We start from the raw sequence: 23,299 nt of genomic DNA, 5'->3' as shown, positions 1-23,299 counted from the left end.
AAAACCCTTCCTTACGTATTTTGGCTCTTGCACTGAAACAAATTGTAATAGAGCGTGAGATTCACAGCGCGTTGCCTGCCAAGTGATACCTCATGTCCGATTACGTTTTAATTCTCGAAGACAGCAAGACCCAGGCCCATATCGTAGGCGGCCTCTTTGAGAAATGCGGCCTGATTGCCGACTATGCCCACGACATCAATAGCGCCATCAAGAAACTGGGACAGAGGGGATACAGCCTGATTGTCCTGGATGTCTTCGTCGGTGTGGACAATACACTCGACCACCTGCCGAGGCTGCGCAAGCTGGCGCCCAATGCACCGGTCGCTATCATGACGGCTGGCCGCCGTGACCAGCCGCTGGCCGCCAGTCAGGCTCTCAATCAGGCCCGCCGGGCGAAGGTCGATTTCCTGCTGCCCAAGCCGTTCAGTCTTGAGGATATACGTCAGGTGGTCGAAGAGACGCAGTATATCCGCCGGCACAGACGCCAGTTCATCAAGGTCCTGATCATCGACGACGATACGACCACCCGGATGATCTACAGGAGCTACCTGGAAAACGAAGGCTACTTCATATCGGAAAGTTCATCGGTCGAGGAAGCCCTCGGGCGGCTGGATATCACGCGCGTCGACCTGGTTCTGACCGATCTGGTGATGGACGGCATAGGCGGACTGGCCGGTATTCGCATCATCAGCTCGACCTGGCCGGATGTTCCCATTATCGCCATGACCGGCTACACCCGGGAGGGCGACGCCTTGCAGTCCGCCGTACAAAAAGGCGCGGCGCTGGCCTTGGCCAAACCGTTCGGACAGGACCAGCTTCTGGAAGCGGTCAACAAATGCCTCCACAAGCCGGAAGAGAACACGACCTATTTTCTGTGAAGCCGTTTAATGCGCCTTCTTGTAGGCGATGGTCTCGGCCTTGTTCAGGGGCTCGACCGTATCGATCATACAGCGCATCGGCACCACGGTACTGATATCGCCGGTAATATCGACATCCAGCGGGCCGCACACGCGGGTAGTGCCACGCCATTCCAGCTTGATGGCCTCATTTTTCGTCATGCATGGACCGGTCATGTGCAGGATCAGGCTGTTGCCGCTACGATCGGTCAGCAGCAGGGTTTCGCGATCGATCACCGTCGAATCCTCCAACGGCGATGACACGCATTGGTTCGGCGCCACGGAACGGACACCGGGATTGACCTTTTTATCGGCCTGCGAAGCGGCCGCACAACCGACAACCGCAACGGCCAGAATCGCTGACGCGCCCGCCAGGATCAGTTTCTGCTGACTCATGCTCAGTTGTCCTTATCCAGAAGCTTGGCCGCCTCGCGCGTGATCGGCTCAACACTGTTGATCAGACAAGTGACCGGCCGTTCGCCGTTTTCCGAGCGCAAAATCTTGGCGTCATGCGCCTGACATATCTGGCTGCCACCGGCGAATTCGAAACCGATCTGCGAGAAGTCGGTCATCGACTGGCACGGTCCGCCGATATCCATCTTATAGGGATTACCCCAGGTATCGTAGACCAGCAGGGTATGCGGATCGACCACATGCTTGCGACCGATATTGCGGCCATCGAGGCATTTGGGCGTGGCCTTGGCCTGATCCGCCGAGGCCTGGGTACCAGCTGCCGGCGGCGTACTGGCGCAGGCGGTTACGACCACCAAGCCTGCCCCCAGGGCCAAAGCGGCCAACAGATATGTTTTCCTGGTCATCATCATACTCCCCATCATTTCGTGTCTTTTGGCTTTTCAGCCCGTGGCTTTATACCATAGGCGGCGGCTTCTTCCGGCGTCAGGTGGCGCACGGCCTGGATCGGACAGGTCTTCAGCGGGCGATCGCCCATATCGCTGTAGACGATCTCGCCGTCGAAAGGTCCGCAAATATCGCTCAGGCCGGTACCGCGTGACTTGATACCAATGCGGAAACTCGAATCGAGACCAATACAGGCTGGCGTCATCGTCAGTTCATAGGCTTCGTTCCAATTGGAAATAATGATGATCTTGTCATCCTTTTCCGTCTGGAAGCTACGAACCTCTGACGAGGAAAAACAGGCACGCGGATCGCGGGCCGGTTTGTTGTCCGGCGCCGGACGCCCGGCCGACATCGCCAGAGCGGCGGTGCCCACAACAAGAGCCCCCAGGCCAGCGGCTATAAGGGCGGCGATACAGGTCGATGTCTTCATGACGGCACCTCTTTACAACAAGTGGTAGGCTTCCCAAGCTGAACGCGAGATGAACATAATAGTCCTCATAATCGGCCTATAAATTGCTGGTGCGTAAAAAACGTTCCGGACCTAGCGATTTTTTCATGCCTCGCGGCAACACGGACGGTACGCCGATAATGTCATTTAGCAAGCTCTTTGCCAGCAAAGGCGCCAGGCAAAAACCACGTGCGCCAAGGCCAGTAAAGAGATAGATACCCGCCTCGACAGACCCGGCCACTGGCAGGTAATCACGGGTTGTGACCCGGATCGAGGCGCGCGACTGAAAGGGGCCTGCGGCGATACGGGCGGCGCGTTCCGGCATGACGGCTGACAGGCTGGCCAGGTTGTACGCGCGGCTGGCGTCGCGGATATCGCTGGCACGGTCATTGCGCTCATGCGTGGCGCCGAACAGGAAACCATCATTCAGCGGAATGGCATAGCCGCCCCAGCTCAGGCCTTCGGCCAGCGGCACCTTATCGGCCACCTGCTCGACCTGCCCTCGCACCGCGCGCAGCTCTGCCGGCCCCGCCTCCGGCATGTCGAATAAACCTTCCCCGCAGGCCAGAATGATCCGATCATAACCTGCCAACGACCGGCCATCCTCAGTCTTCAGGCGGATTAGTCCGTCTTCTGCCCGATCATAGCCGAGGATGCGTTCACGTATCGGCTCATGACCACCGAGCAGGGCCTTAAGTACGGTCTGCGGCTCGACATGCAGGGCCGTTTTCAAGTGGAGCCCTTCGCTCTCCGGCAGATCCTGCGCCGCGCCCTTGCCGAACACCTCCAGATCGCCCGCCGCGAAGCCCGCCTGACCGGCAATGCGGGTAAAGCGCTCGACGGCTTTCGGTGCATCGGCGCACAGCCGCACCCCTTCCCCCAGAATGGCCTGCGGACACAGGCGATGGTAAAGCGCTATGGCATAGCTGAAAGCATCGGCAAACAGGGCCGAGATATCATTATCTCCGGCATCCAGCCGCGGCGTCACCAGGGCCGCCGGATTGCCCGAAGCACCAGCGCCGGGCTCGGAGGCATCAAAGATGTCCGCCGACACTCCCAGTTGCCGCGCCTGCCAATACAGGGCGCAGCCGGCAATACCGGCGCCGATGATGGCGATACGTCCGGGCCGCTTCGCCTCTACCGCCTCCCCGCTGCGGATCGCCTCCAGCCGCTCACGCTTCCTGCCGAAACCCGGCCTCTTCTCGACGGAAAAACCCGCTGCCTGAAGTCCCCGGCGCACAAACCCTGCGACGGTAAAGGTTGCCAGCGACGCGCCCGGACGGGTGCGGGCCGCGATCAGGGCCATGACATCCTCGCCCCACATGTCGGGATTGAGGGCCGGAGAGAAACCATCGAGAAAGACGGCATCCGCTGCACCTTCCCAGGCAGAGAGCGCCGCACGCACATCCATCAGGCCAAGCGTCAGGCTGACGCCCCACTGCGGGAACTCCATGTGATGAAAGCCACGCCGGGCTTTCGGCCATTGCGCCAGCAGGGCGCCGGTGAATTCCCTCAGTTCCGGCCAGGCCCCGAGCGCCCGCGCCGCTTCATCGGCGTTCATCAGGAAACCTTCGACGGAGAAGATATGCAGATATCCGCCGGCCGGGCGCGTTTTTGACCATAGTTCCATGACGGCCGCGATGTTCAGGCCGGTGCCGAAACCCAGTTCCAGCAGGGTGAAATCCGTCCGGCCGCCCCATATCTCCGGCATGCCGCATCCTGTCAGAAAGACAGCGCGGGCTTCACTCAGGCCATCCTGCAGGGAGTAATAAATATCTCCAAACCGTCCTGAGCGTGGCGCGCCATCCTCGGCGAAATAGAGTTCGGGGTCGGTTATGGACATCGGGACTCGGCAAGTTTCAGGCAATAAAAAAGAGGGCTGTCTTGCGACAACCCTCCTTTCAAATCAATGCCCGAAGGCGAATGATTAGGAAGAAACGGCTTCCGAAGCAACTTCCGAAGTGGCTTCCGACTCAACGACGGCGTCCGAAACGGCTTCCGAAGAAGCAGCTTCTTCAGTGGCGGGCTTCGGGGTGCAGGCGGCAACCGACAGGGCAGCGCCGGCAACGGCAGCGATCAGGGCGATACGAACGATCTTGGAGGTCATGGATCAATTCCTTTGCTAGGATAAAGGCGCAGGACCATTCCTGAACCTATTGACGGGGAATTCCCCGTCAAATCTCGTGATTAGGACGCAGCCGAGGCTTCGGCGGCGGAGGGCGAAGCGGCGACGGCGGCGTCAACGGCGGCCGACGAATCCGCGGCATCGGCCGGGGCGGCTTCCGGAGCCATTTCCGAGGCAGCGCTTTCTTCGGGGGCGGCGGGCTTCTGGCAGGCGGCAACCGACAGGGCAGCCGCAGCAGCGGCAACAACCAGGGCGGTGCGAACGATCTTGGAGGTCATGCAATCAGATCCTGTTTTCCATCAGATGAGAGCCAGAGAAGCAGTCCCCTTGCCCATCTTCTACATACCTATTTTGTCCGAGTCCCGCAAGCGAATATTTCACAAAAGTGTGATCGCATCTGTGAAGAATACCGGCTTTTTAATCAGAAGTGAGGTATTTCGGTCGAAAAAAACCAATCTTAATCATTATTAACAGCGAAACAGCCGTTAAAATGTGATCAAGACCGTGAACTGGACGCCATTATTCAAACTCATCTTGCGTCCTTACTTCGCTCCCCCCTTCCCCCGCGTCAGTTTTTAGGCCTCAGCTGGTATACTGTTGAGCGCCTCTTCCATTTCCAGGAAGGTCGGCTGCAGGGTCGACGGGATATTGCCGCGACCGATTTCAACCGAGATCTGCGCCGCATTGCCATGCAGGTGCGCCACCAGAACCGCCTGGATGATCTTGTAGAAGGCCGCATCCTCCTCGATCACGCCGTTCATGCGCGCGGCGAACGGCCCGACCAGGCCATAGGCCAGAAGAATACCGAGGAAGGTACCGACGAGCGCGCCGCCGATCATTTCACCCAGGATTTCGGGCGGCTCGGTGATCGAGCCCATGGTCTTGACGACGCCGAGAACGGCCGCGACGATCCCCAGGGCCGGCAGGGCGTCGCCCAGCGACTGCATGGCGTGCGCCGGATGCAAAGCCTCATGGTGATGCTTTTCCAGCTGCTTTTCCATGGCATCCTCGACCTGGTGCGGGTCTTCGAGGTTCATCGTCATCATGCGCAGGGTGTCGCAGATAAAGTCCGTGGCGAAGTGATCGTGCACGATCTTGGGAAAGCGGTTGAAGATCGTCGAATCGTGCGGCTTTTCAATGTGGCTTTCCAGGGCGATGACGCCCTTGGACTTCATCGTCTTGGTCAGCAGGAACAGCAGGGACAAAAGGTCACGGTAGTCGCTGGCCTTCCACTTCGGGCCGCCAAACACCTTTCCCATGCCCCCGCCCATGCCTTTCAGGGTGGTCAGGCTGTTCGAGATCAGGGTAGCGCCGACAGCGGCGCCGCCGATGGCCATCAGTTCGTGAGGCAGGGCATGGAGAATCGGCGCCATGTTGCCGCCGGAAATGATGTAGCTGCCGAACACCATGGCGAACAGGCAGACAATACCGATAATCTGAAACATCTAGAGGAACACCCAGCGACTCGTTTATGAGCCTGACTATGGTGTCCAATTCTTAAAGGGGCGTTAGCTATTAACCGCGTTTCTTAACTTTTATGACCCCGTTGCAACATAAAACGCCCCTCTTCTCAGGCTGCGGCGCGTGATCCCAGCAGACCGAACATGGCGCCCTGCGGATCGATCGCCACCAGCGCCCATTGTCCGCCCGGCACTTCGATCGGCGCCAGTTGAATGGTCCCGCCGCCAGAAACAATGCGCGCCATCGCCGCGTCGATATCCCCCACATTGAAATAAAACAGCCAGGCCTGTTGCGGCAGCGGATTGTTCATCATCGCCCCGGTTTGAATGCCTTCGGCGGTGAACGTCTGGTAGGTGCCCATAGGCCCCATGTCCATAGCCATATCCTTCACCCAGCCAAAGCGCCCGGCATAAAAGGCGAAAGCCGCTTCCCAATCCGTGGCGTGATATTCGTTCCAGCCACAATGGCCCGGCGTGGTGGATTCGAAGGCCCGGCTCCGCCCCTCGCCGATCGGCGCCATGACATAGATCGTCGCCCCCTGCGGATCGCCGACCATGGCCATGCGCCCTATGCCAGGAATGTCATTGGCCGGCCAGCAGACCCGGCCGCCGGCTGCTTCAAAAGCCGTGATTTCGCCGTCCACGTCCGCCACATTGATATAGCCGAACCACGCGGGCGGCATACCCGTCCCGTCAGGCACCTTCATCATGCCGCCAACGGGCTCGCCCGCGGCCTCTATCCGCCGGTAATCCATGCCGGGTGTCTGACTGGCGACAACACGCCAGCCGATAACATCGCTGTAAAAGCTTATCGCCGCGTCGATATCCGAGGTGATCAGTTCGTACCAAATGAAGTGGCTGGCCATTTTGTCCTCCCTTATTCCGTCCATCATACTAGGGACGCGGCAGGACGAAAAGTGTCAGCAGCTCGGTTATCTGACTTCTGCGGTGCCGCCGGTCATGACCACGAACTGGTTGGCCAGATCAAAGCTGAGATAACCATCGGCCGTCAGGTGATTGGCGCGCTGCCAGTCCCGGATCGCCTGGCGGGTGCCGACACCGATCACGCCGTCGATCACCCCCGGATCGAAACCGGCGGCCTTCAGGGCCTGCTGCGACTTAAGGCGCTGGTTCAGGCTGAGCGGCTGTTCCACCGGCCACGGCGTGACAGGTCCGGTGTGGCCGGCAATGCCATCGGCCAGCAGGCCCACGCCCAGCGCATAGGCGGTGGAATTGTTGTACTTGCGGATGACATAATGGTTCGGCAGGGCGAGATAGGCCGGCCCCCTGGCGCCCGAAGGCAGCAGTATGGTCGAACTTTCATTCATCTCCGCCGGCTTCCAGTAACCGCCATCGGCGCGCTTGACACCCAGCGCGGCCCATTCGGTCGGCGTCTTCTTCGCCGTCTCGGCCAGATAGTAGTCGAACCCGACCGGCAGCATGACCTCGACGGCCCATTCCTCGTCCGGCTTCCAGCCCGCCTTAGCCAAAAGATTCGCGGTCGAGGCCAGGGCATCGGAATCGGAGGTCCAGATATCGACCTTGCCATCATGATCGCCATCGACGCCGAGCGTCAGGTAGTTGTCGGGCAGGAACTGGGTCTGGCCCATGGCCCCGGCCCAGGAGCCTTTCAGGGTATCGCGGCTGATGCCGGAATCGCGCAGGATTTTCAGACAGGCGATCAGTTCGCTTTCCGCCCAGTCGCGGCGGCGGCCATTATAGGCCAGGGTCGCCAGCGCCGAAACCACATCTATATTGCCCTGCACGCGGCCAAGATCACTTTCCATGGTCCAGATGCCGCCCAGCACCTCGGCGGGCACGCCATAGGTTTTGACGATGTCAGGCACATTCGGATTGGCGTCAAGCCGGGTGCGCGCCGCGGCAAAGCGGGAATCGGTCACGGCCTGACGGATGTAGGCACTGGCGGGCTTGGAAAATTCCGGCTGCTGCGAATCGGACGAGGTGACGCTGGCCTGCGGCACGACATTGCTCAGGACCTGGGCCGTAAACAGCGGATCGAAGCCCTGCCCGGCCGCCTTGGCGATAAAGCTCTGCTTCCAGTCGTCAAAAGTGGCATTGGCCGGCAGAGGTGTAGCAGCCGGCGCGGCCGGCGTCGCGGCCTCGCTCGATGCCGAGGACGCACTGGCGGAAGCGGCCGGCGCGGCGGGCGTTACAGGCGCCGTCTCCTGCTGAGGCACCACCGTGCTGCAGGCGGTGAGGACGGCAAACAGGCTGATGTAACGTAACCGCATGATAATTCCTTTTAGTGCGCTACCGCCGGATGGCTGGCCCCTTGCGCTGCTTAAGCGCAGTGGGCGTCTAAGGTCCACGGGTGCGGCAAACTCGGTCAGGTAACCTCATTGCGTTCGCCTTTCCAAGTCCTTAAAAGCCTCACTTTGTTGTCAGAATGATGTGAGTGACTGGAAATCGGCGCATTTGCGCAAATCTTCGTTGACAATTCCGGACCTCTCCCCTAGATACCCGCCCTCTAACGAAGTTGGTCAAGCGCGCGACCCGGTTGTGCTGCCCTGTTCCGGCTTCTTTCGCAGTCATTCTAAGATCAGGTGAAAACCAATGAAAGTCCGCAGCTCGCTCAAGTCGCTCAAGGGTCGTCACCGCGATTGCAAGATCGTGCGCCGCAAGGGCATCGTCTATGTGATCAACAAGACCGATCCGCGCTTCAAGGCCAAGCAAGGCTAATCACGCCTGTTGCTCTGATGCATTCGAATAACGCTTAAGGCGCACGCTTTAAGCGTTTTTTCGTGCGCGGTGTTCGCCCATTCATCCACAGGTCATCGGGACTTATCCTCAAGGCTACCGTTGAGAAGCTGATTCGCAACCGCTATGGTTAAGGTCAGAGCTTTTACAGGATATCCGCCATGGCCGACGACGCCCCCCTCTCCTTTTCATCCGACGACGTCATTTCCGGCGCCGCCCAGACCCGCCTGCGCACCATCATCGAGCGCATCGAACGCCTTGAGGAAGACAAGGCCGGCATCATGGGCGACATCAAGGAAGTTTATGACGAAGCCAAGGGCGAAGGCTTTGACGTGAAGATCCTGCGCAAGGTCGTTTCTCTGCGCAAGAAGGACCGCCAGAAGCGCGAGGAAGAGGAAACCATCCTCGACCTGTACCTGACCGCCATCGGCGACCGCTAAAACATATTGACTAAGACAAGACGCCGTCCTCATGTTTGCCGCATGAGGACGGCTTTTTCATGCGGGTTCGGTCGCGGGTGCAGTCATGGCTTTTAAAACGCCGTCAAAAGGCATGACGCGTACGAAGGGCTTGCAAACCAGAAAGCCCCTTCAGGCCAAACCGCTGTCCCCTGCCGACCAGATTAAGGCACAAAAGAACAAGATTCAGGCAGCAACGATCCGCGCGCTGGAAAAGGCCCGCCGCACTGCCGCCGAACAGGGCGTCGATCTGTCCGACTGGGAAACCGAATTCCTCAATGGCGTTACAGAGCGGGTAAAAACCTACGGCCGCGCCTTCGCCGATCCGGACAAGGGCGCCATGAACGGCACCCTGTCCTTACGCCAGGGCGTAAAGCTCCGGGAAATCCGTAAAAAAGCCCAAAAAGGCCAGCAGACTGAGGAAGAAGAGGAAAACGAATGAAACCGAACCGCCGCCACCTGCTTTCTGTTCTGACTGCCGCAGCGCTTCTGCCGCTCAAGGCGCTGTCCCAAAGCCTCCCGCGCAAGGAGGTGCTGGTCTTCTATTATGGCTGGTACGGCACGAGGGCCTACTCCGGCCAGGACATCCACTGGCTGAACCCCGATACCGTCCGCGAACGCATCGCCGATGCACCCAACTATCCGGTGGGCGGCCCTTATGACAGCCTCGATCCCGCCGTCATCGCCCGCCAGATGTCGGAGATCAAAAGTGCCGGCATTACCGGCCTGATCGTTTCCTGGTGGGGCCAGACCGACCGAACCAACGACCAGCTGCGGCGCGTACTCGATGCCGCCGGCGCGCAAGGGCTGAAGGTCACCGCTTATGTCGAGCAGGTGGCCAGCGCCGAAGGCGTGGCAGCGGATACGCTCTATCTCTACCAGACCTACAGCCGCCATCCGGCCTGGCTGCGTCTCAATAATAAGCCGGTCATCATGTATTTCGACCGCCTGATGCAGGACATCGGCCTCGACGGTTGGCAAAAGGCCCGCGTCCTGATCGAAAAGCAGGCGCCCAATGCGATCAGCTATGTCGCCACGGCCAATACGCTTAAGGAAATCAAGGGGCGCAAAAGCGCTTTCGATGGGCTGCACATCTATTCGCAGCAGTTTGAGGGCGCCGAAACGCGTCTCCTGCCCTCCCTGTGGCGGACCAAGTACTACACTGATTGGGTCAAGGCGCAGAGCGGCGCGAAGGTCACCACCGCAACCATCCTGCCCGGTTTCGACGACCGCCTGCAACTGGACCGCAAGGGCAAGCGCCCGGTCATCAAACGCGAGGACGGCAAGCCTTTCCGCGACCTGTGGAATGCGGCGATCGCCGCCAAACCCGACTGGATACTGATCGTGTCATTCAATGAATGGCACGAGGCCAGCCAGATCGAGCCCTCCACGGCCTTTGGCTCGCGGGAACTGGAAACCTGCCGGCAGATGAGCGCCAAGTTCCTGCGCTGACTTCCAGGCGCTTTGATAGTGACAAGGCTGTCAATCCCTGTTTAAATCCACTCAACAAAACAAGAATATGTTGGGAAGAATGGCAGGCAAGGCACAGGCGCGCAGCACGCCCGGCTGGGTGGAAAAGATCAGCTATGGATCGGGCGATTTCGGTTTCAATCTCTACTGGACGACCATCAGCGCCTTTCTGCTGATCTTCTATACCGACAGCTTCGGCCTCAATGCCGCGGCCGCCGGCACCATGCTGCTCACCACCAAGCTGGTCGACGCCTTCGCCGATCCCATCATGGGCGCGATAGCCGATCGCACACGCACGAAATGGGGGCGCTTTCGACCCTGGCTGCTGTGGGGCGCCGTGCCGCTGGCCGCGTCCGGCGTGCTGACCTTCACCACGCCCGATCTCGATTCGACCGCCAAGCTGATCTATGCCTACACCACCTTCGCCCTGATGATGGTCATCTATTCGGTGGTCAATATCCCTTACGGTGCGCTTTCCGGCGTGCTGACCAACGCACCGCAGGCCCGTACCCAGCTCAACAGTTTCCGCTTCGTCGGCGGCTTTCTCGGCGGCACCTTCGTCACCTATATGACCCCCACACTGGTGAAATGGCTGGGCGGCGCCAATGAGGTTCTGGGCTGGCAACTGACCATGACGATTTACGGCTTCATCGCCTGCGTGCTGTTCGTCACCCTGTTCCTGACCGCCCGCGAACGCGTTGTGCCGGTTATGGAGCAAAAGGTCAGCCCGTGGAAGGATATAGGCGACCTGCTGCAAAACCGCCCCTGGCTGATCATGTTTGCGCTGGCGCTGGTGGTTATGGTCACGATCAGCACGCGCATGGGGGCCAGCGCCTATTACATCAAATACTATGTTGAGCGGCCTGATCAGACCAAATGGTTTCTGACCGCCTATGGTGTGGCCCTGGCCGCCGGCTCTCTGATCACGCCCCTGCTCACCCGCCTGATCGATAAGCGCCGGCTGCTGATCATATTGATGGTGCTGGTCGGTCTCCTGTCCTCGGTCTTCGTCTTTATCCCGAAGGACCAGATCGCTCTGATGTACGCTCTGCAGATCGCTATCGGCCTGTGCCTGGGTCCGAAATCACCCCTGACCTTTTCGATGTATGCCGATTGCGCCGACTACAATGAATGGAAAACCGGCCGCCGCGCCACCGCCATGACCTTCGCCGCCGCCACCTTCTCGCAGAAACTGGGCGGCGCCCTGGCCTCCTTCGTCATTGCCAGTGTCCTGGCCGGTCTGGGTTATGTCGCCAACCAGGCGCAGAGCGGCGCCTCGCAAACCGGCATCGTCCTGCTGGTCAGCGTCGTGCCCGGCGTCATGGCCCTGCTCGCCGCCATCCTGATGTGTTTCTATAACCTGACCGATACCCGCCTGGCCGAAATCCAGGCCGCTCTTGCCGAACGGAAATCCCAATCGTGAGTTTGATCTCGTTTACCGCCGACCGCTGTACGCTTACCAGCCCGACCGCCCTGCCCCTGGCCGCCGGCTTCCTGTGGAACCCGCACATGATGATCCACATGACGGCGCGCGGTTACGCCACAGCACAGTTCATGCAGCCGGAACCCAGCAAGTATGCCCGCGCCCAGATCATGGAAGCCAAGCACTTCATGCTGCCGGAACAGGGCACCTATGCCCACCACCCCGGCCGCTTTTTCTACGTAAAAGACCGCGAAACCGGCGGCCTGTTTTCCGCGCCCTACGAACCCGTGCGCGCCCCGGTCGAAGCCTTCGCCTTCGAGGTCACGCCGACCGATATCCGCTGGATTATTGACCGCCCCGGTCTGCGCATCGAACTGACCCTGACCCTGCCGGTCGAGGATGCCTGCGAATTGTGGGAGGTTACGCTGACCAACAGCGGCAAGCGTGACCGCAAGGTGAGCCTGTACCCCGCCTTCCCGCTGGGTCTGATGAGCTGGATGAACCAGTCGGCCACCTACGATCCCAAGCATGCCGGCATAATCGCCAACTGCGTTACCGCCTACCAAAAGATCGAAGACTATTTCAAAAACAAAAACTTGAAAGATAAAGTTGCCTTCCTGAGTGAACAGGCGCCGCTCGCCTTCGAGACCCGGCAGGCCCGATTTGAAGGCGAAGGCGGACTGCACAAACCCGACGCCATCATGGCCGCGCAGATGGATAATGGCGAGGCGCTGTATGAAAACCCGATCGCCGCGATGCAGTTCGATCATGACCTGGAAAAGGGCGAAAGCGTCAGCCATCGCTTCCTGTTCGCGCCGGCTTTCGATGACACCGAGATCAGCCGCCTGAAATCACTCTATCTCTCCGCGGACGGTTTTGCGAACGCCCGCGCGGCCTATGCCGGCTATATTTCGGCTGGTGCGAAATCGATCCATATAGAGACACCTGATCCGCACCTGGATGCTTTCGTCAATAGCTGGCTGCCGCGCCAGGTCTATTATCACGGCGACACCAACCGTCTGAGCACTGACCCGCAGACACGCAACTTCCTGCAGGACGCCATAGGCAGCGTCTATGTGAAGCCGGAAACCGCGCGAAAGACCCTGCTCAAGGCACTTTCCCAGCAGCACGCCAATGGCTCCATGCCGGATGGCATCCGCATGTATGACGGCGCCGAGCTGAAATACATCAATCAGGTGCCGCATACCGATCACAGCGTCTGGCTAGCTCTGCTCATGGAAGCCTATCTCGACGAGACCGATGACTATGCTGTGCTCGACACACTGGTCACCGACGTGGAAACCGGCCTGGCCCGCACCGTGCGCGACCGTATCTCCGCGGCTAATCAATGGTTGATACAGGCGATCGATCGTCGCGGGCTGAACTTCATCGATCAGGGCGACTGGAACGATCCGATGAACATGGTCGGCTGGAAGGGCAAGGGCGTGTCCGGCTGGCTGTCACTGGCGACGGCGCATTCCCTGCGCCTATGGTCGCAGATCCTGGAGAGCGACGGCCGGGATGGCAGCACCTTCGCGGGGGCGGCGAAGACCTTCAACGACGCCATGAACACCCATCTGTGGGATGGCGACTGGTACGGGCGAGGCATCACCGATGACGATGTGAAATTCGGCATCAAGGCCGATACAGAGGGCCGTATCTATCTCAATCCGCAGAGCTTCGCCCTGATGAGCGGCGCCGCCAATAGTGACAGGCAGGCCCGCATGGTGGCCGCAATCACCGAGCAAATGGAAACGCCCTATGGGGTCGAAATGATCGCGCCGGCCTATACCCACATGCGCGAGGATGTCGGCCGCCTGACTCAGAAGTTCCCCGGCGTGGCCGAAAACGGTTCGGTCTATAACCACGCCGCCATCTTCTATATCTACTCACTGTATCAGGTGAACGAAACCGAAAAAGCTTTTGAATTATTGCGTAAAATGCTGACCGGTCCGAATGACGAAGACTATCTGCGGCGCGGGCAGTTGCCGGTCTTTGTGCCCAACTACTATCGCGGCGCGCATCGCCAGCATCCCCAGGCCTCCGGTCGGTCGTCACACCTGTTCAACACCGGCACGGCGGCCTGGCTCTACCGCAGCCTGATCGAAGGGCTGTTCGGCCTGAAAGGCTGCCGAGAAGGCCTGCGCATACGGCCGCAACTGCCGCCAGACTGGCCTTCAGCGCGTGTGATCCGACATTTTCGGGGGGCGACATTCGAGATCGATATATCCCGCGGCACGCCGGGCCTTACGGTAGATGGACAGGCCATTGCCGGCGATACGATTAAAGACATCGTCGCCGGCAAGACCTACTATTTACGCGTCAATATCTAGACCACCGTGCCGATAAAGACCGGGATCGACACCTCGATCCTCTGGTTTTTCGGCGCCAGCGTTCCATCGCTTTTGACCTCAAAGACAACGAGGTCATTACCCTTCTGGTGCGCCACCACCAGCCGCTTCTGTGCCTCGTAAAGGGCAAAGAAGCGCGGCCAGTTGCCGAGCGTTGGCGCGATCTGTCGCAGGGTCAGGCGGCCATCCGAGGCCACATCGAAAACGGCGATGCTGTTGTGGCCACGATTGGAGACATAGAGACGGTCGGCGGCAGCATTCAGGGTGATATGGGCGCAGAAACTTTCGCCCTTGAAGTCAGCCGGCAAGGCGCTGATCGTCTGTATGGCCTCGAAGCGGCCGTTCGCCGTCTTTTTCAGCACGATCACGACGCTGCTCAGCTCGGTGACCAGAAAGGCGTGAACGCCGTCGGGATGGAAGGCCAGATGGCGCGGTCCGGCGCCGCCCGGTGCCTTATAGGCCTCGAATGCCTCGCCAATGGCCCCACCGGATGCGTCGAAGTCATAGCCCAGCACCTGGTCCGTGCCGAGATCGACACTGTAGATATGGTCGCCATGGAACTGCACCCAGTGCGCGTGCGGTCCTTCCTGGCGGGCCTTGTTCGGCCCCGTGCCCTTGTTCTGGCGGTTGACGGGCGGCTGTTGCAACCCGCCCTCCTCACCGATTTTGAACACCACGACATTGCCTGAGGAATAGTTGGCCACCGCCAGCCAGCCACCGGTCGGATCAACCGCCGCGTAGCACGGACTGCTGCCCTGGCTGGAGACCTCATAGGCCTGAGTCCATGATTGATCGTAAACGTCGATGCGGCCCTCATCCTTTTCATTGAGCAGATACCAGCGCTTGGCCGCCGGGCTGTACGCGCCGAAGGAAACATTCTCAATGGCGGGGTTTGCAGGGCCCAGGTTCCAGCTGTCCGTGGCGACGGTATAGGTCAGCGGATAAATACCCTTCGCCGTATCCGAACTGTAGGTGCCGACAAACAGGTTCAGGTCGGTGCCCTCCGCTTTCGCCAAAGCCGGCACGGCCATCGCCGCCACCGTACCAGCCAGAAATAACCGCCGATCGATAAGACCGACAGGTATATTTGAATTGTCCGTCATGGGTATCTCCTCATTTTTGACTACATCTTAGACGGAGTCCCGTCACCAGCGCCACCCTTTCCGTTTCGTTAAGGGATGCGGGTAACAATGGTTGCGAAATCCTCACTCCAAGAAATCCTCACTCCAAGTTGCGTACCTATGCCTACCGCCAGCGATAAATCCCCCCTGCAGGCCTTTGAGCCGGTCAGTCGCCTCGAAGTCGCCAGCTACAGCCTGGGCGATGCCGGTTTCAATCTGTACTGGGCGCCGTTGTCGGCCTTTCTGATGGTTTATCTCAATGAGGTCGTGGGCCTGAGTCTCGCCAGTATCGCGACCCTGCTGGTGGTCATGCGCCTGATCAGCGCGGTCGCCGATCCGGTGTTCGGCGCCATCGCCGATCGCACCCAGACGGAATATGGCCGCTATCGCCCATGGTTGCTGTGGTTGGCCCTGCCGCTAGCAGCGGCCACCATCCTGTTCTTCTCGATTGGCAGCCTGCCCGCCGAATCGCAGCTCTTCAGCGCCTATTTCAGCCTCATCCTGATGAACCTGATCTATACGGCCGCCAATACCGCCTATAACGCGCTCTCCGGCGTCATTACGCCCGACTCTTCCCAGCGCGAGCTGATCATGAGCACGCGCTTCGGCGGGGCTTATCTCAGCGCCGTTTTCATCACTTGGCTAACGCCCGGCTTCGTCGCCTGGGCCAGCCGTGACAACCAGGCCCTGGGCTGGCAACTGGTCATGACCATTTATGGCGTCTTCGCCGTCATCATCCTGCTCAATCTGTTCCTGCATACGCGTGAGCGCTTCGCCCTGACCTCAAAGCCGCATGTCAATCCGTTGCATGATGTGCGAGACCTGTTCGGTGCCCGTCCCTGGGTGGTCCTCTTCATTCTGGCAGGGATTGTCACGGCCGCTTCGATGATGTGGACCTCCATCACCCCCTTCTACATGAAGATCTATGCCGGGCATCCGAAGCTGGTCGTCAACTATGTCATGACCTTCACCCTGGGACTGGCGGCCGGATCAGCAGCCGTTGCCTTCCTGACGCGCCTGATGCCCCGGACACATCTGATTGCCCTGGCCCTGGGTGTCATTGCGCTTTCCGGCGCCGGCCTGTTCGCCTGCACACCGGGCCAGGTGCCCCTGATGTTCACGCTTCAGGCGACAGGTGGCGCGGCCTTCGGCCTTATCGGCACCCTGACCTTCGCCATGTGCGCCGACGCCGCCGATTTCAACGCCTGGAAAAGCGGTCATCGCGCTACGGCCATGACCTATTCTATGATTATGTTCTCGAAAAAAATCGGCGCCGCAGCTGCGGCCGGTTTTATCGGCTGGGCTCTGTCCAGCTATGCCGGCAAGGCCACGCCCCCGCCACTGGTCATCGAAAATATCCGCCTGCTGATGGGACCGGCGCCCGCCGGGCTGGCACTGGCTGGTATCGGCGTGATCTATCTTTACAACCTGACACCGGAAAAGGTGCTCAGGCTGCAGGCGCAATTACTGGCGACCTTTTCCCCCAAGCCGGCAGAAACTAACCGGCTTCCCTGACCAGGCCTTCCAGCCCGCAGTCACGGACCTTGCGATAGAGGGTCGATCGACCAATGCCCAGCCTGCGGGCGACTTCCGACATATGCCCCGCATAGACGCCGATGGCGTGCTCGATCAGATCACGCTCGATATCTTCCAGCTTGCGCAGATGGCCGGCCTCATCGAGGATACGGACAGGTGCGTCATGCAGAGCATCGTGGTGATCCTCAACATGGGCGTGAGGTTCAACCGCATAGACCTGGGTGTCCGCCACAGGCAGCAGGGGCGCCACCTGGCCGCTGATCGCCGGGAAGTCGAAGGCCTGCAGATGCGGGCTGTCGGCCAGGACAATGGCGCGATAGACGGTGTTTTCGAGCTGGCGGACATTGCCCGGCCAGTCATAGGCGCACAGAAGCTGCATGGCCTCGGCCGATACGCCGCTGACGCGCTTGCCCTCTTCCACGTTAAAGCGGCGGATGAAGTGATCGATCAGGGCCGGGATATCGTCGCGACGCTCACGTAAAGACGGCGCTTCCACCGGGAAGACATTGAGACGATAGAATAAATCTTCACGGAAGGCACCCGCCTTGACCTGATCGGCCAGGTTGCGGTTGGTCGCCGAAATGATGCGAACATCGACCTTTACCGGACGCTTGGAACCAACCGGATCAATCTCGCCTTCCTGCAGGGCGCGCAGCAGCTTGACCTGCATGTCGAGCGGCAGTTCACCCACCTCGTCGAGGAACAGGGTGCCGCCATTGGCTTCCTGGAACTTGCCGAGGTGCTTATCCGAAGCGCCGGTGAACGAACCCTTTTCGTGACCAAAAAGGATGGATTCGACCAGGTTTTCCGGCAAGGCGCCGCAGTTGACCGCCACGAACGGCTTGCCGGCGCGGTCGGAGGAGCCCTGGATGGCGCGGGCGATCAGTTCCTTACCGACGCCGCTTTCGCCAAGGATCAGCACGGGAATGGAGGAGCGGGCGGCGCGTTCGCCCAGGCGACGGACCATCTGCATGGCCGGCGAGGTGCCGATCAGGTCATCGAAGGAGGTGCGGTTCGCGGTGTGCTTCTTCAGGCGCGCCACCTCGGCAACCATGTCGCCCATCTGCAGGGCGTTGCGCACCGATACCAGAATGCGTTCGGGCGAGGCCGGCTTGATGAAGAAGTCCTGCGCCCCGGCCTGCATGGCCTTGACCACGGTGTCGATCCCGCCCGAAGCGGTCAGCACCACCACCGGCGTACGGATGCCGGCGGCGCGGATTTCCTTCAGCGTATCGATGCCGGACTGGCCGGGCATGACCAGATCGAGAATGACGGCGTCGATGCCTGAATTCTGCGACAGGCGCTCATAGGCCTGGGCGCCATTTTCCGCATGGAGCACGGAGAAGCCCTCGCGCTCCAGAACCGCCTGGATCAGGCGGCGCTGCGTCGGGTCGTCGTCACAGATCAGGATCGTTTTCGCCATTTCAATTTCACCATCAGTCTGAGTGGCCGCGTCTTTGACATCGGCCTGTTTTGAGACAAACCTACCCTCAGCGGGTGAAAATGAGGTGTAGACCTATAGTTAATGTCCCGTTTTCGCACCGATCGGGACATCGGGATCGAAACGCCCCTAATAGAAAATGCCGGATGCCCCTCGATTTTTTGCCGCTTTATGGCTATGTCCGATCTCATGAACACGCACACATCCCTTTCCGCCGATTCCGCCCAGCAGCTCCCGATCTGGGACCTCTCCGACCTCTATAACGGCCCGGAAGACCCGAAAATTGCGCAGGATTTCGCGCGCGGAGAGAAAAGCGTCAAGGAACTGGCCAAACTGCAGGGGCAGTTCGTTTCGGCACGTGCCAATCCGGAACGGCTCGGTCTGCTGATCGATCAGGCCGCCAGCCTGTACGAGAAGGCGATGGACGATATGGGCGGCGCCCTGGCCTATGCCACGCTTGCCTCAACCATTGATCGCGAGAATGCCCGCATCGCCAAGATGCAGTCCGATCTCGGCACCCAGGCCGCAATGATCTCGGCCGACAGCCTGTTCCTGTCGCTCGAACTGAACCAGCTCGAGGACTGGGAAATCGAGAACGCGCTTAAAGCCGTTGACAAGGCCCAGAAGTGGCGCCCGTGGCTGCGCCGTATCCGCGCCAGCCGCCCGCACGAACTGACGCCAGATCTCGAACGCCTGCTGCTGGAGCGCATGCCCGCCGTCGGCCAGTGGACGCGCCTGTTCGACGAGACCCTGACACGCCTGCGCGCCAAGGTCGGAAAAGAGTCCCTAACGCTAAACGAGGCCCTCACCCGCCTCTCCGCACCGCAGGCTCCGGTGCGCAAGGCGGCCGCGGCCGGCCTCAGCGCCGCCCTGAAGGACAATGCGCCGATCCTGGCCCTGTCGCTCAATACCCTGGCCTTTGAAAAGCAGGTCGAAGACCGCTGGCGCAAGTATGAAGATCCCGCCGCCTCGCGCCACCTCGCCAATGAGGTCGACAAGGACGCGGTCGACGCCATGGCCGAGGCCGTCAGCGAATCCTACACCAACCTGTCGCACCGCTATTACAGACTGAAGGCCAGGATCATGGGCCGCAAGCAACTGGATTACTGGGACCGCAACGCCCCCCTGACCCAGGATGTGCAGAAGCTTTACAGCTGGTCCGAAGCGAAAAAGATCGTGCTCGACAGCTTCGCCCAGATGGGTCCGGAATTCGCCGAACGCGCCCAGCGCTTTTTCGATCAACCATGGATCGATGCCGCGCCGCGCCCCGGCAAATCCTCCGGCGCCTATGCCCATCCGGTGACGGCCAACCGCCATCCTTACGTCATGCTCAACTTCACCGGCGACCGCCGCGAAGTCCTGACCCTGGCGCATGAGCTCGGCCACGCCGTCCACCAGACCCTCTGCCAGCCGCTCGGCTCGATCCTGGCCGATACCCCGCTGACCCTGGCTGAAACCGCCTCCATCTTCGCCGAAGGCCTGGTGTTCGAGCATCTGGTCGCGACCGCCACTCTGGAAGAGAAGAAGGCGCTGCTGGCTGGCAAGATCGAGGATGGCCTCAACAGCGTCATTCGTCAGATCGCCTTCCACCGTTTCGAGGAAAAGTTCCATGCCGCCCGTCTCGAAGGCGAAGTGGCGCTCGATCAGATCAATGCCCTGTGGCTGGACGTCATGGGCGAATCCCTGGGGCCGGCGATCAAGCTGAACGATGGCTACGAGGTCTACTGGGCCTATGTCAGCCACTTCGTCCACTCACCCTTCTATGTCTACGCCTATGCTTTCGGCGATCTGCTGGTCTCAGCCCTGATGGAAAAGCGTCGCGAGAATCCCGAAGCCTTCACGCCGCTCTATCGCGAACTGCTGGCCGGCGGCGGCACGAAGACCTATGTCGAGGCGCTGACGCCCTTCGGCATGAACCCGCGCGACAAGGCCTTCTGGAAGATGGGCTGTGCCCGTCTGGAAGGCCTGATCGATGCTTTTGAGGCCCTGGTGTAGTTCACACTTCTGGCGCTTGATCTCATCATCGTTTCATGATCGTCTCCAATCTTACGATTTTCCGGGGATGATCATGAAACACCTGCTGCTTTTGACCGCCGCCTTATCCGTCCTGGCGTCGGCCGCTCACGCCAAAACCGTGGCGGTCACCGCCGACAAGCTGATCGAGGTCGAAACCGGCAAGGTCGTCCCCCATCCGGTGGTCGTCATTACCGACGGGCGCATCACCGCCGAAGGCGTTCAGGGCCAGGTGGCCATCCCCACCGATGCCGAAAAAGTCGATCTGCCTGGCGTCACCCTGCTGCCCGGCCTTATCGACATGCACGTCCATATCGATTCCACGCCGGAATTCAGCGGCTATAACTATCTGCAGATGTCGGACCGCTTCTGGATGACGGTGGCGGTGAAGAACGCCCGCAAGACGCTCCAGGCCGGCTTCACCACCGTGCGCAACGTCGGTTCGGACGATTTCAACGATGTCGGCCTGCGTGAAGGCATCGACAACGGCTATGTCATCGGCCCGCGCATGGTCACCGCCACCTATGCCTTCGGCGCCACCGGCGGCCATTGCGACGAAACCTACTTTCCGCCCTCCTTCAATGCGCACGGCCCGTATAATGTCGATAGCCCCGAGGAAGGCGTAAAGACGGTCCGGACCCTCAAGAAATACGGCGCCACGGTCATCAAGATCTGCGCTACTGGCGGCGTCTTCTCGCGTGGCGACACGCCCGGCGCCCAGCAACTGTCGCTGGCTGAAATGAAGGCGATTGTCGATGAAGCCCATATGGACGGTCTGAAGGTGGCCGCGCACGCGCACGGCGCCTCGGGCATTGCCGACGCTATCCGCGCCGGTGTCGATACCATCGAGCACGCCAGCCTCGTCGATGACGAAGGCATCAGGCTGGCCGTCCAGCACGGCAGCTATTTCTCGATGGATATCTACAATACCGACTACACTCAGTCCGAGGGCGCGAAAAACGGCGTCCTGCCGGAGAACCTAAAGAAGGATGCGGATATCGGCGAAATCCAGCGCGAGAATTTCCGCAAGTCGCTCAAGGCTGGCGTGAAGATGATCTTCGGCACCGACGCCGGCATCTATCCGCACGGCGATAACGCCAGACAGTTCGCCGTTATGGTCCGCTACGGCGCCACGCCCCTGCAGGCCATCCAGACCGCTACGGTGACCGCCAGCGAGGCCCTGGGCTGGAAGGACGATGTCGGCAGCCTGAAGGTCGGGCACTACGGCGATATCGTCGGCGTCACCGGCGACCCGCTGAGCGACGTCACCGTGCTGGAGCACCCTGCCTTTGTCATGAAGGGCGGCGATATCTACAAGCGCGATGGTAAGCCGGTCGATCCCTCCTGACCCGCAGCGGAGGTATTTTATTACAAAGCAGACGCAATGCGTTGTAAACGTTGAATTAAAATGATCGACGCCCGGCGCCCTTAAGGGAGAATTAGGGCCTTCATGCCATGATGGATTTTTCCGTCTATCAGGTGCGCCATGCCGGCCCATATCTCAGAACCCCAGGATACTGATCGCGTATTGATCGTCGGCGGCGGTATTGCTGGCTCGCTCCTGGCCCTGATCCTGGCCCGAGACGGTCATGCCGTGACCGTCTTCGATCCGCACCGCACGCCCAAACCGATGTTCCGCAATGAGAAGCTGGGGACGGAACAGATCGCCCTTCTGCGTGAGCTAGAGGCGCTGGATTGCTTTGCCAGCGTCTGTCACCCACCGAAAGGGCATCCCCATGCCTATACTGCAAACCCCAGTCTGACCGATTGCGGCGCCCACCACCATGATTGGGTGGCCAGCGTCAGATCCGCCTGGCCGGCAAGCGTGCGCTTTGTCGAAGCCATGATCGAACAGGTGGAGACATCCGTAGACCGCCAGACGGTCATTACCCCTAGCGGCGAACGCTTTACCGGCCGCCTCGTCGTTCTAGCGTCCGGACGCATGCCCGCCCTGCGCGCCAGCCTCGGTATCCAGTCCCGCACGATCAGCGAAAACCATTCCGTCTGCCTGGGCTTCAGCTTGACCACCGACCGTTTCATCGCCTCGCGGATCTTCTTTCCGCTCAGTGACAGCGGCATCGGCTATGTCAGCGTCTTTCCGATGCCGGGCGAGACGCGCGTCAATATCTTCAGTTTTCGCGGCCTGAACCATCCGTGGACACGCGCGATGAGCCGCGATCCCCTTACCGGACTCGCTGAAATCTGCCCGGAAGCGGCGCAATGGCTGCAAGGGGCCGAACTCAAGGGGCGCTGCGAAGCGCGCGGCACGGACCTGTACAAAGTCAGCGGTCATCGCCGCGACGGCGTCGTTCTCATAGGCGATGCCTTTCATTCCCCCTGCCCAGCCTCCGGCACCGGCATGCTGCGCGTCCTTTACGATGTCAGCCGCCTGGCCCGGCACCATCTGCCGCACTGGCTGGCCACGCCCGGCATGGGCCGCGACAAGATCGTCAGCTTCTACAACGATCCGGTCAAGCGCCGCAACGACCGGACCTCGCTCAAAAGCTCGCTGCGCGGTCGCGGCAATGCGGTCGGCACCGGTCCCTACTGGACGGCGCGGCGCATCTTGCGCAAGCTGAAGGGGCGGTTGTCATTGGACTTTTTGACGCGGCCAAAGCACATTGACCAAACGGGTGGCCTTTTGTAAGACTTGAGGCAGGAAACACTGTTCGCAGGGACAAACACCTGCCCGTTTAAGGATATATGATCATGGCCGACTCTCACGATGATTCCGATTACGTTCACGGCCAGATGGATATCCATCAGCAACAGAGCTCGTATGAGCTGTTCACGCACCTGACCAAGTGGTGCAGCCTGTTCCTGGCGGTCATACTGGTCTTCCTCGTTATCCTGACCTGCACCAAGTTGGGCTGGCTCACCGCCCTGATCAGTGCCATCGTCGTGGCCGCCGTCGGCTGGTTCATGCTCAAGACAAAGCCTGACTCCGCGCACTGAATCCTTTCTTCGATATCGCATGGACG

23 protein-coding genes are annotated in these 23,299 nt (G+C 60.3%); 12 read left to right on the top strand and 11 right to left on the bottom strand.

All coding sequences use genetic code 11. From position 1 onward, the window contains the following. Window positions 1-92 precede the first annotated feature (92 nt). Window positions 93-878: a response regulator gene (locus tag QM647_RS07345; protein WP_414994857.1), complete on the top strand. Its 786-nt coding sequence runs from the start codon at window positions 93-95 to the stop codon at window positions 876-878. Window positions 879-884: 6 nt separating this feature from the next. Here QM647_RS07345 and QM647_RS07340 read toward each other — a convergent pair whose 3' ends face one another. From QM647_RS07340 to QM647_RS07300, 9 genes are all read right to left on the bottom strand, one after another. Further along, window positions 885-1,292: a DUF6491 family protein gene (locus tag QM647_RS07340; RefSeq protein WP_414994856.1), complete on the bottom strand. Its 408-nt coding sequence runs from the start codon at window positions 1,290-1,292 to the stop codon at window positions 885-887. A gap of 2 nt (window positions 1,293-1,294) precedes the next feature. Next, complete coding sequence (locus QM647_RS07335) at window positions 1,295-1,714, bottom strand: DUF6491 family protein (protein ID WP_414994855.1); 420 nt, start codon at window positions 1,712-1,714, stop codon at window positions 1,295-1,297. A gap of 14 nt (window positions 1,715-1,728) precedes the next feature. Next, window positions 1,729-2,184: a DUF6491 family protein gene (locus tag QM647_RS07330; RefSeq protein WP_414994854.1), complete on the bottom strand. Its 456-nt coding sequence runs from the start codon at window positions 2,182-2,184 to the stop codon at window positions 1,729-1,731. A gap of 76 nt (window positions 2,185-2,260) precedes the next feature. Further along, complete coding sequence (gene mnmD, locus QM647_RS07325) at window positions 2,261-4,045, bottom strand: tRNA (5-methylaminomethyl-2-thiouridine)(34)-methyltransferase MnmD (RefSeq protein WP_414994853.1); 1,785 nt, start codon at window positions 4,043-4,045, stop codon at window positions 2,261-2,263. A gap of 84 nt (window positions 4,046-4,129) precedes the next feature. Continuing rightward, window positions 4,130-4,309, bottom strand: a complete 180-nt coding sequence (locus QM647_RS07320) for a hypothetical protein (RefSeq protein ID WP_414994852.1) — start codon at window positions 4,307-4,309, stop codon at window positions 4,130-4,132. 80 nt (window positions 4,310-4,389) lie between these two features. Further along, window positions 4,390-4,605 (bottom strand): hypothetical protein, encoded by a 216-nt coding sequence (locus QM647_RS07315; RefSeq protein WP_414994851.1) that lies wholly within the window; start codon window positions 4,603-4,605, stop codon window positions 4,390-4,392. A 297-nt stretch (window positions 4,606-4,902) separates the two neighbouring features. Further along, on the bottom strand, window positions 4,903-5,772 hold the full coding sequence (gene motA, locus QM647_RS07310; protein ID WP_414994850.1) for a flagellar motor stator protein MotA: 870 nt from the start codon (window positions 5,770-5,772) through the stop codon (window positions 4,903-4,905). A gap of 125 nt (window positions 5,773-5,897) precedes the next feature. Then, complete coding sequence (locus tag QM647_RS07305) at window positions 5,898-6,653, bottom strand: VOC family protein (RefSeq protein ID WP_414994849.1); 756 nt, start codon at window positions 6,651-6,653, stop codon at window positions 5,898-5,900. A gap of 66 nt (window positions 6,654-6,719) precedes the next feature. Then, window positions 6,720-8,039: a lytic murein transglycosylase gene (locus QM647_RS07300; protein ID WP_414994848.1), complete on the bottom strand. Its 1,320-nt coding sequence runs from the start codon at window positions 8,037-8,039 to the stop codon at window positions 6,720-6,722. Between the two features lie 322 nt (window positions 8,040-8,361). Here QM647_RS07300 and ykgO point away from each other — a divergent pair, with 322 nt between their 5' ends. The 6 genes from ykgO (at window position 8,362) to QM647_RS07270 (ending at window position 14,189) form a co-directional block, all read left to right on the top strand. Next, on the top strand, window positions 8,362-8,487 hold the full coding sequence (ykgO, locus tag QM647_RS07295) for a type B 50S ribosomal protein L36 (protein ID WP_090644072.1): 126 nt from the start codon (window positions 8,362-8,364) through the stop codon (window positions 8,485-8,487). Between the two features lie 179 nt (window positions 8,488-8,666). Beyond that, window positions 8,667-8,945 carry a DUF2312 domain-containing protein gene (locus QM647_RS07290; protein ID WP_414994847.1) on the top strand — a complete coding sequence of 93 codons (279 nt, stop codon included), beginning with the start codon at window positions 8,667-8,669 and terminating at the stop codon, window positions 8,943-8,945. 85 nt (window positions 8,946-9,030) lie between these two features. After that, window positions 9,031-9,405, top strand: coding sequence for a hypothetical protein (locus QM647_RS07285; RefSeq protein WP_414994846.1), 375 nt, complete (start codon window positions 9,031-9,033; stop codon window positions 9,403-9,405). Beyond that, the gene (locus QM647_RS07280) at window positions 9,402-10,415 is read left to right on the top strand and encodes a hypothetical protein (protein ID WP_414994845.1); all 1,014 of its coding nucleotides are present in this window, start codon (window positions 9,402-9,404) and stop codon (window positions 10,413-10,415) included. Before QM647_RS07285 ends, QM647_RS07280 begins: the two co-directional genes overlap by 4 nt. Window positions 10,416-10,494: 79 nt before the next feature. After that, on the top strand, window positions 10,495-11,856 hold the full coding sequence (locus tag QM647_RS07275; protein WP_414994844.1) for an MFS transporter: 1,362 nt from the start codon (window positions 10,495-10,497) through the stop codon (window positions 11,854-11,856). Next, window positions 11,853-14,189, top strand: a complete 2,337-nt coding sequence (locus QM647_RS07270; protein ID WP_414994843.1) for a GH36-type glycosyl hydrolase domain-containing protein — start codon at window positions 11,853-11,855, stop codon at window positions 14,187-14,189. The genes QM647_RS07275 and QM647_RS07270 overlap by 4 nt, the downstream gene beginning before the upstream one ends. Here the strand turns inward: QM647_RS07270 and QM647_RS07265 are convergent. Next, window positions 14,186-15,310, bottom strand: a complete 1,125-nt coding sequence (locus QM647_RS07265; protein ID WP_414994842.1) for a lactonase family protein — start codon at window positions 15,308-15,310, stop codon at window positions 14,186-14,188. The two genes, QM647_RS07270 and QM647_RS07265, sit on opposite strands and share 4 nt — an antisense overlap. Window positions 15,311-15,448: 138 nt before the next feature. Between QM647_RS07265 and QM647_RS07260 the strand changes: the two genes are divergently transcribed. Then, on the top strand, window positions 15,449-16,843 hold the full coding sequence (locus QM647_RS07260) for an MFS transporter (RefSeq protein WP_414994841.1): 1,395 nt from the start codon (window positions 15,449-15,451) through the stop codon (window positions 16,841-16,843). Here the strand turns inward: QM647_RS07260 and QM647_RS07255 are convergent. Next, window positions 16,827-18,287 (bottom strand): sigma-54-dependent transcriptional regulator, encoded by a 1,461-nt coding sequence (locus QM647_RS07255; protein WP_414994840.1) that lies wholly within the window; start codon window positions 18,285-18,287, stop codon window positions 16,827-16,829. The genes QM647_RS07260 and QM647_RS07255 overlap by 17 nt on opposite strands. 207 nt (window positions 18,288-18,494) lie before the next feature. Here QM647_RS07255 and QM647_RS07250 point away from each other — a divergent pair, with 207 nt between their 5' ends. The 4 genes from QM647_RS07250 to QM647_RS07235 all read left to right on the top strand — a co-directional run bounded on the left by QM647_RS07250 (window position 18,495) and on the right by QM647_RS07235 (window position 23,273). Then, the gene (locus tag QM647_RS07250) at window positions 18,495-20,300 is read left to right on the top strand and encodes a M3 family oligoendopeptidase (protein ID WP_414994839.1); all 1,806 of its coding nucleotides are present in this window, start codon (window positions 18,495-18,497) and stop codon (window positions 20,298-20,300) included. Between the two features lie 67 nt (window positions 20,301-20,367). After that, a complete protein-coding gene (locus QM647_RS07245) occupies window positions 20,368-21,666 on the top strand; it encodes an amidohydrolase family protein (RefSeq protein ID WP_414994838.1) in 1,299 nt (432 codons plus the stop codon). A 138-nt stretch (window positions 21,667-21,804) separates the two neighbouring features. Then, window positions 21,805-22,965 carry an FAD-dependent oxidoreductase gene (locus tag QM647_RS07240; protein WP_414994837.1) on the top strand — a complete coding sequence of 387 codons (1,161 nt, stop codon included), beginning with the start codon at window positions 21,805-21,807 and terminating at the stop codon, window positions 22,963-22,965. 62 nt (window positions 22,966-23,027) lie between these two features. After that, entirely contained in the window at window positions 23,028-23,273 is a 246-nt protein-coding gene (locus QM647_RS07235; RefSeq protein WP_414994836.1) for an aa3-type cytochrome c oxidase subunit IV, read from the top strand. The last annotated feature ends 26 nt before the right edge of the window (window positions 23,274-23,299 follow it).

Origin of the sequence: Asticcacaulis sp. (genome assembly GCF_047605585.1) — a bacterium.
Taxonomy (GTDB): domain Bacteria; phylum Pseudomonadota; class Alphaproteobacteria; order Caulobacterales; family Caulobacteraceae; genus Asticcacaulis.
This window is presented reverse-complemented; position numbering and strand designations above follow the sequence as displayed.

Coding starts and splice junctions, on each gene's coding strand:
- QM647_RS07280 (WP_414994845.1), top strand. CDS start 9,402: ATGAAACCGAACCGCCGCCACCTGCTTTCTGTTCTGACTGCCGCAGCG.
- QM647_RS07285 (WP_414994846.1), top strand. CDS start 9,031: ATGGCTTTTAAAACGCCGTCAAAAGGCATGACGCGTACGAAGGGCTTG.
- QM647_RS07320 (WP_414994852.1), bottom strand. CDS start 4,309: ATGACCTCCAAGATCGTTCGTATCGCCCTGATCGCTGCCGTTGCCGGC.
- QM647_RS07340 (WP_414994856.1), bottom strand. CDS start 1,292: ATGAGTCAGCAGAAACTGATCCTGGCGGGCGCGTCAGCGATTCTGGCC.
- QM647_RS07305 (WP_414994849.1), bottom strand. CDS start 6,653: ATGGCCAGCCACTTCATTTGGTACGAACTGATCACCTCGGATATCGAC.
- QM647_RS07300 (WP_414994848.1), bottom strand. CDS start 8,039: ATGCGGTTACGTTACATCAGCCTGTTTGCCGTCCTCACCGCCTGCAGC.
- QM647_RS07255 (WP_414994840.1), bottom strand. CDS start 18,287: ATGGCGAAAACGATCCTGATCTGTGACGACGACCCGACGCAGCGCCGC.
- QM647_RS07345 (WP_414994857.1), top strand. CDS start 93: ATGTCCGATTACGTTTTAATTCTCGAAGACAGCAAGACCCAGGCCCAT.
- QM647_RS07240 (WP_414994837.1), top strand. CDS start 21,805: ATGCCGGCCCATATCTCAGAACCCCAGGATACTGATCGCGTATTGATC.
- QM647_RS07235 (WP_414994836.1), top strand. CDS start 23,028: ATGGCCGACTCTCACGATGATTCCGATTACGTTCACGGCCAGATGGAT.
- ykgO (WP_090644072.1), top strand. CDS start 8,362: ATGAAAGTCCGCAGCTCGCTCAAGTCGCTCAAGGGTCGTCACCGCGAT.
- QM647_RS07330 (WP_414994854.1), bottom strand. CDS start 2,184: ATGAAGACATCGACCTGTATCGCCGCCCTTATAGCCGCTGGCCTGGGG.
- QM647_RS07250 (WP_414994839.1), top strand. CDS start 18,495: ATGAACACGCACACATCCCTTTCCGCCGATTCCGCCCAGCAGCTCCCG.
- QM647_RS07245 (WP_414994838.1), top strand. CDS start 20,368: ATGATCATGAAACACCTGCTGCTTTTGACCGCCGCCTTATCCGTCCTG.
- QM647_RS07290 (WP_414994847.1), top strand. CDS start 8,667: ATGGCCGACGACGCCCCCCTCTCCTTTTCATCCGACGACGTCATTTCC.
- motA (WP_414994850.1), bottom strand. CDS start 5,772: ATGTTTCAGATTATCGGTATTGTCTGCCTGTTCGCCATGGTGTTCGGC.
- QM647_RS07275 (WP_414994844.1), top strand. CDS start 10,495: ATGGCAGGCAAGGCACAGGCGCGCAGCACGCCCGGCTGGGTGGAAAAG.
- QM647_RS07315 (WP_414994851.1), bottom strand. CDS start 4,605: ATGACCTCCAAGATCGTTCGCACCGCCCTGGTTGTTGCCGCTGCTGCG.
- QM647_RS07335 (WP_414994855.1), bottom strand. CDS start 1,714: ATGACCAGGAAAACATATCTGTTGGCCGCTTTGGCCCTGGGGGCAGGC.
- QM647_RS07260 (WP_414994841.1), top strand. CDS start 15,449: ATGCCTACCGCCAGCGATAAATCCCCCCTGCAGGCCTTTGAGCCGGTC.
- mnmD (WP_414994853.1), bottom strand. CDS start 4,045: ATGTCCATAACCGACCCCGAACTCTATTTCGCCGAGGATGGCGCGCCA.
- QM647_RS07265 (WP_414994842.1), bottom strand. CDS start 15,310: ATGACGGACAATTCAAATATACCTGTCGGTCTTATCGATCGGCGGTTA.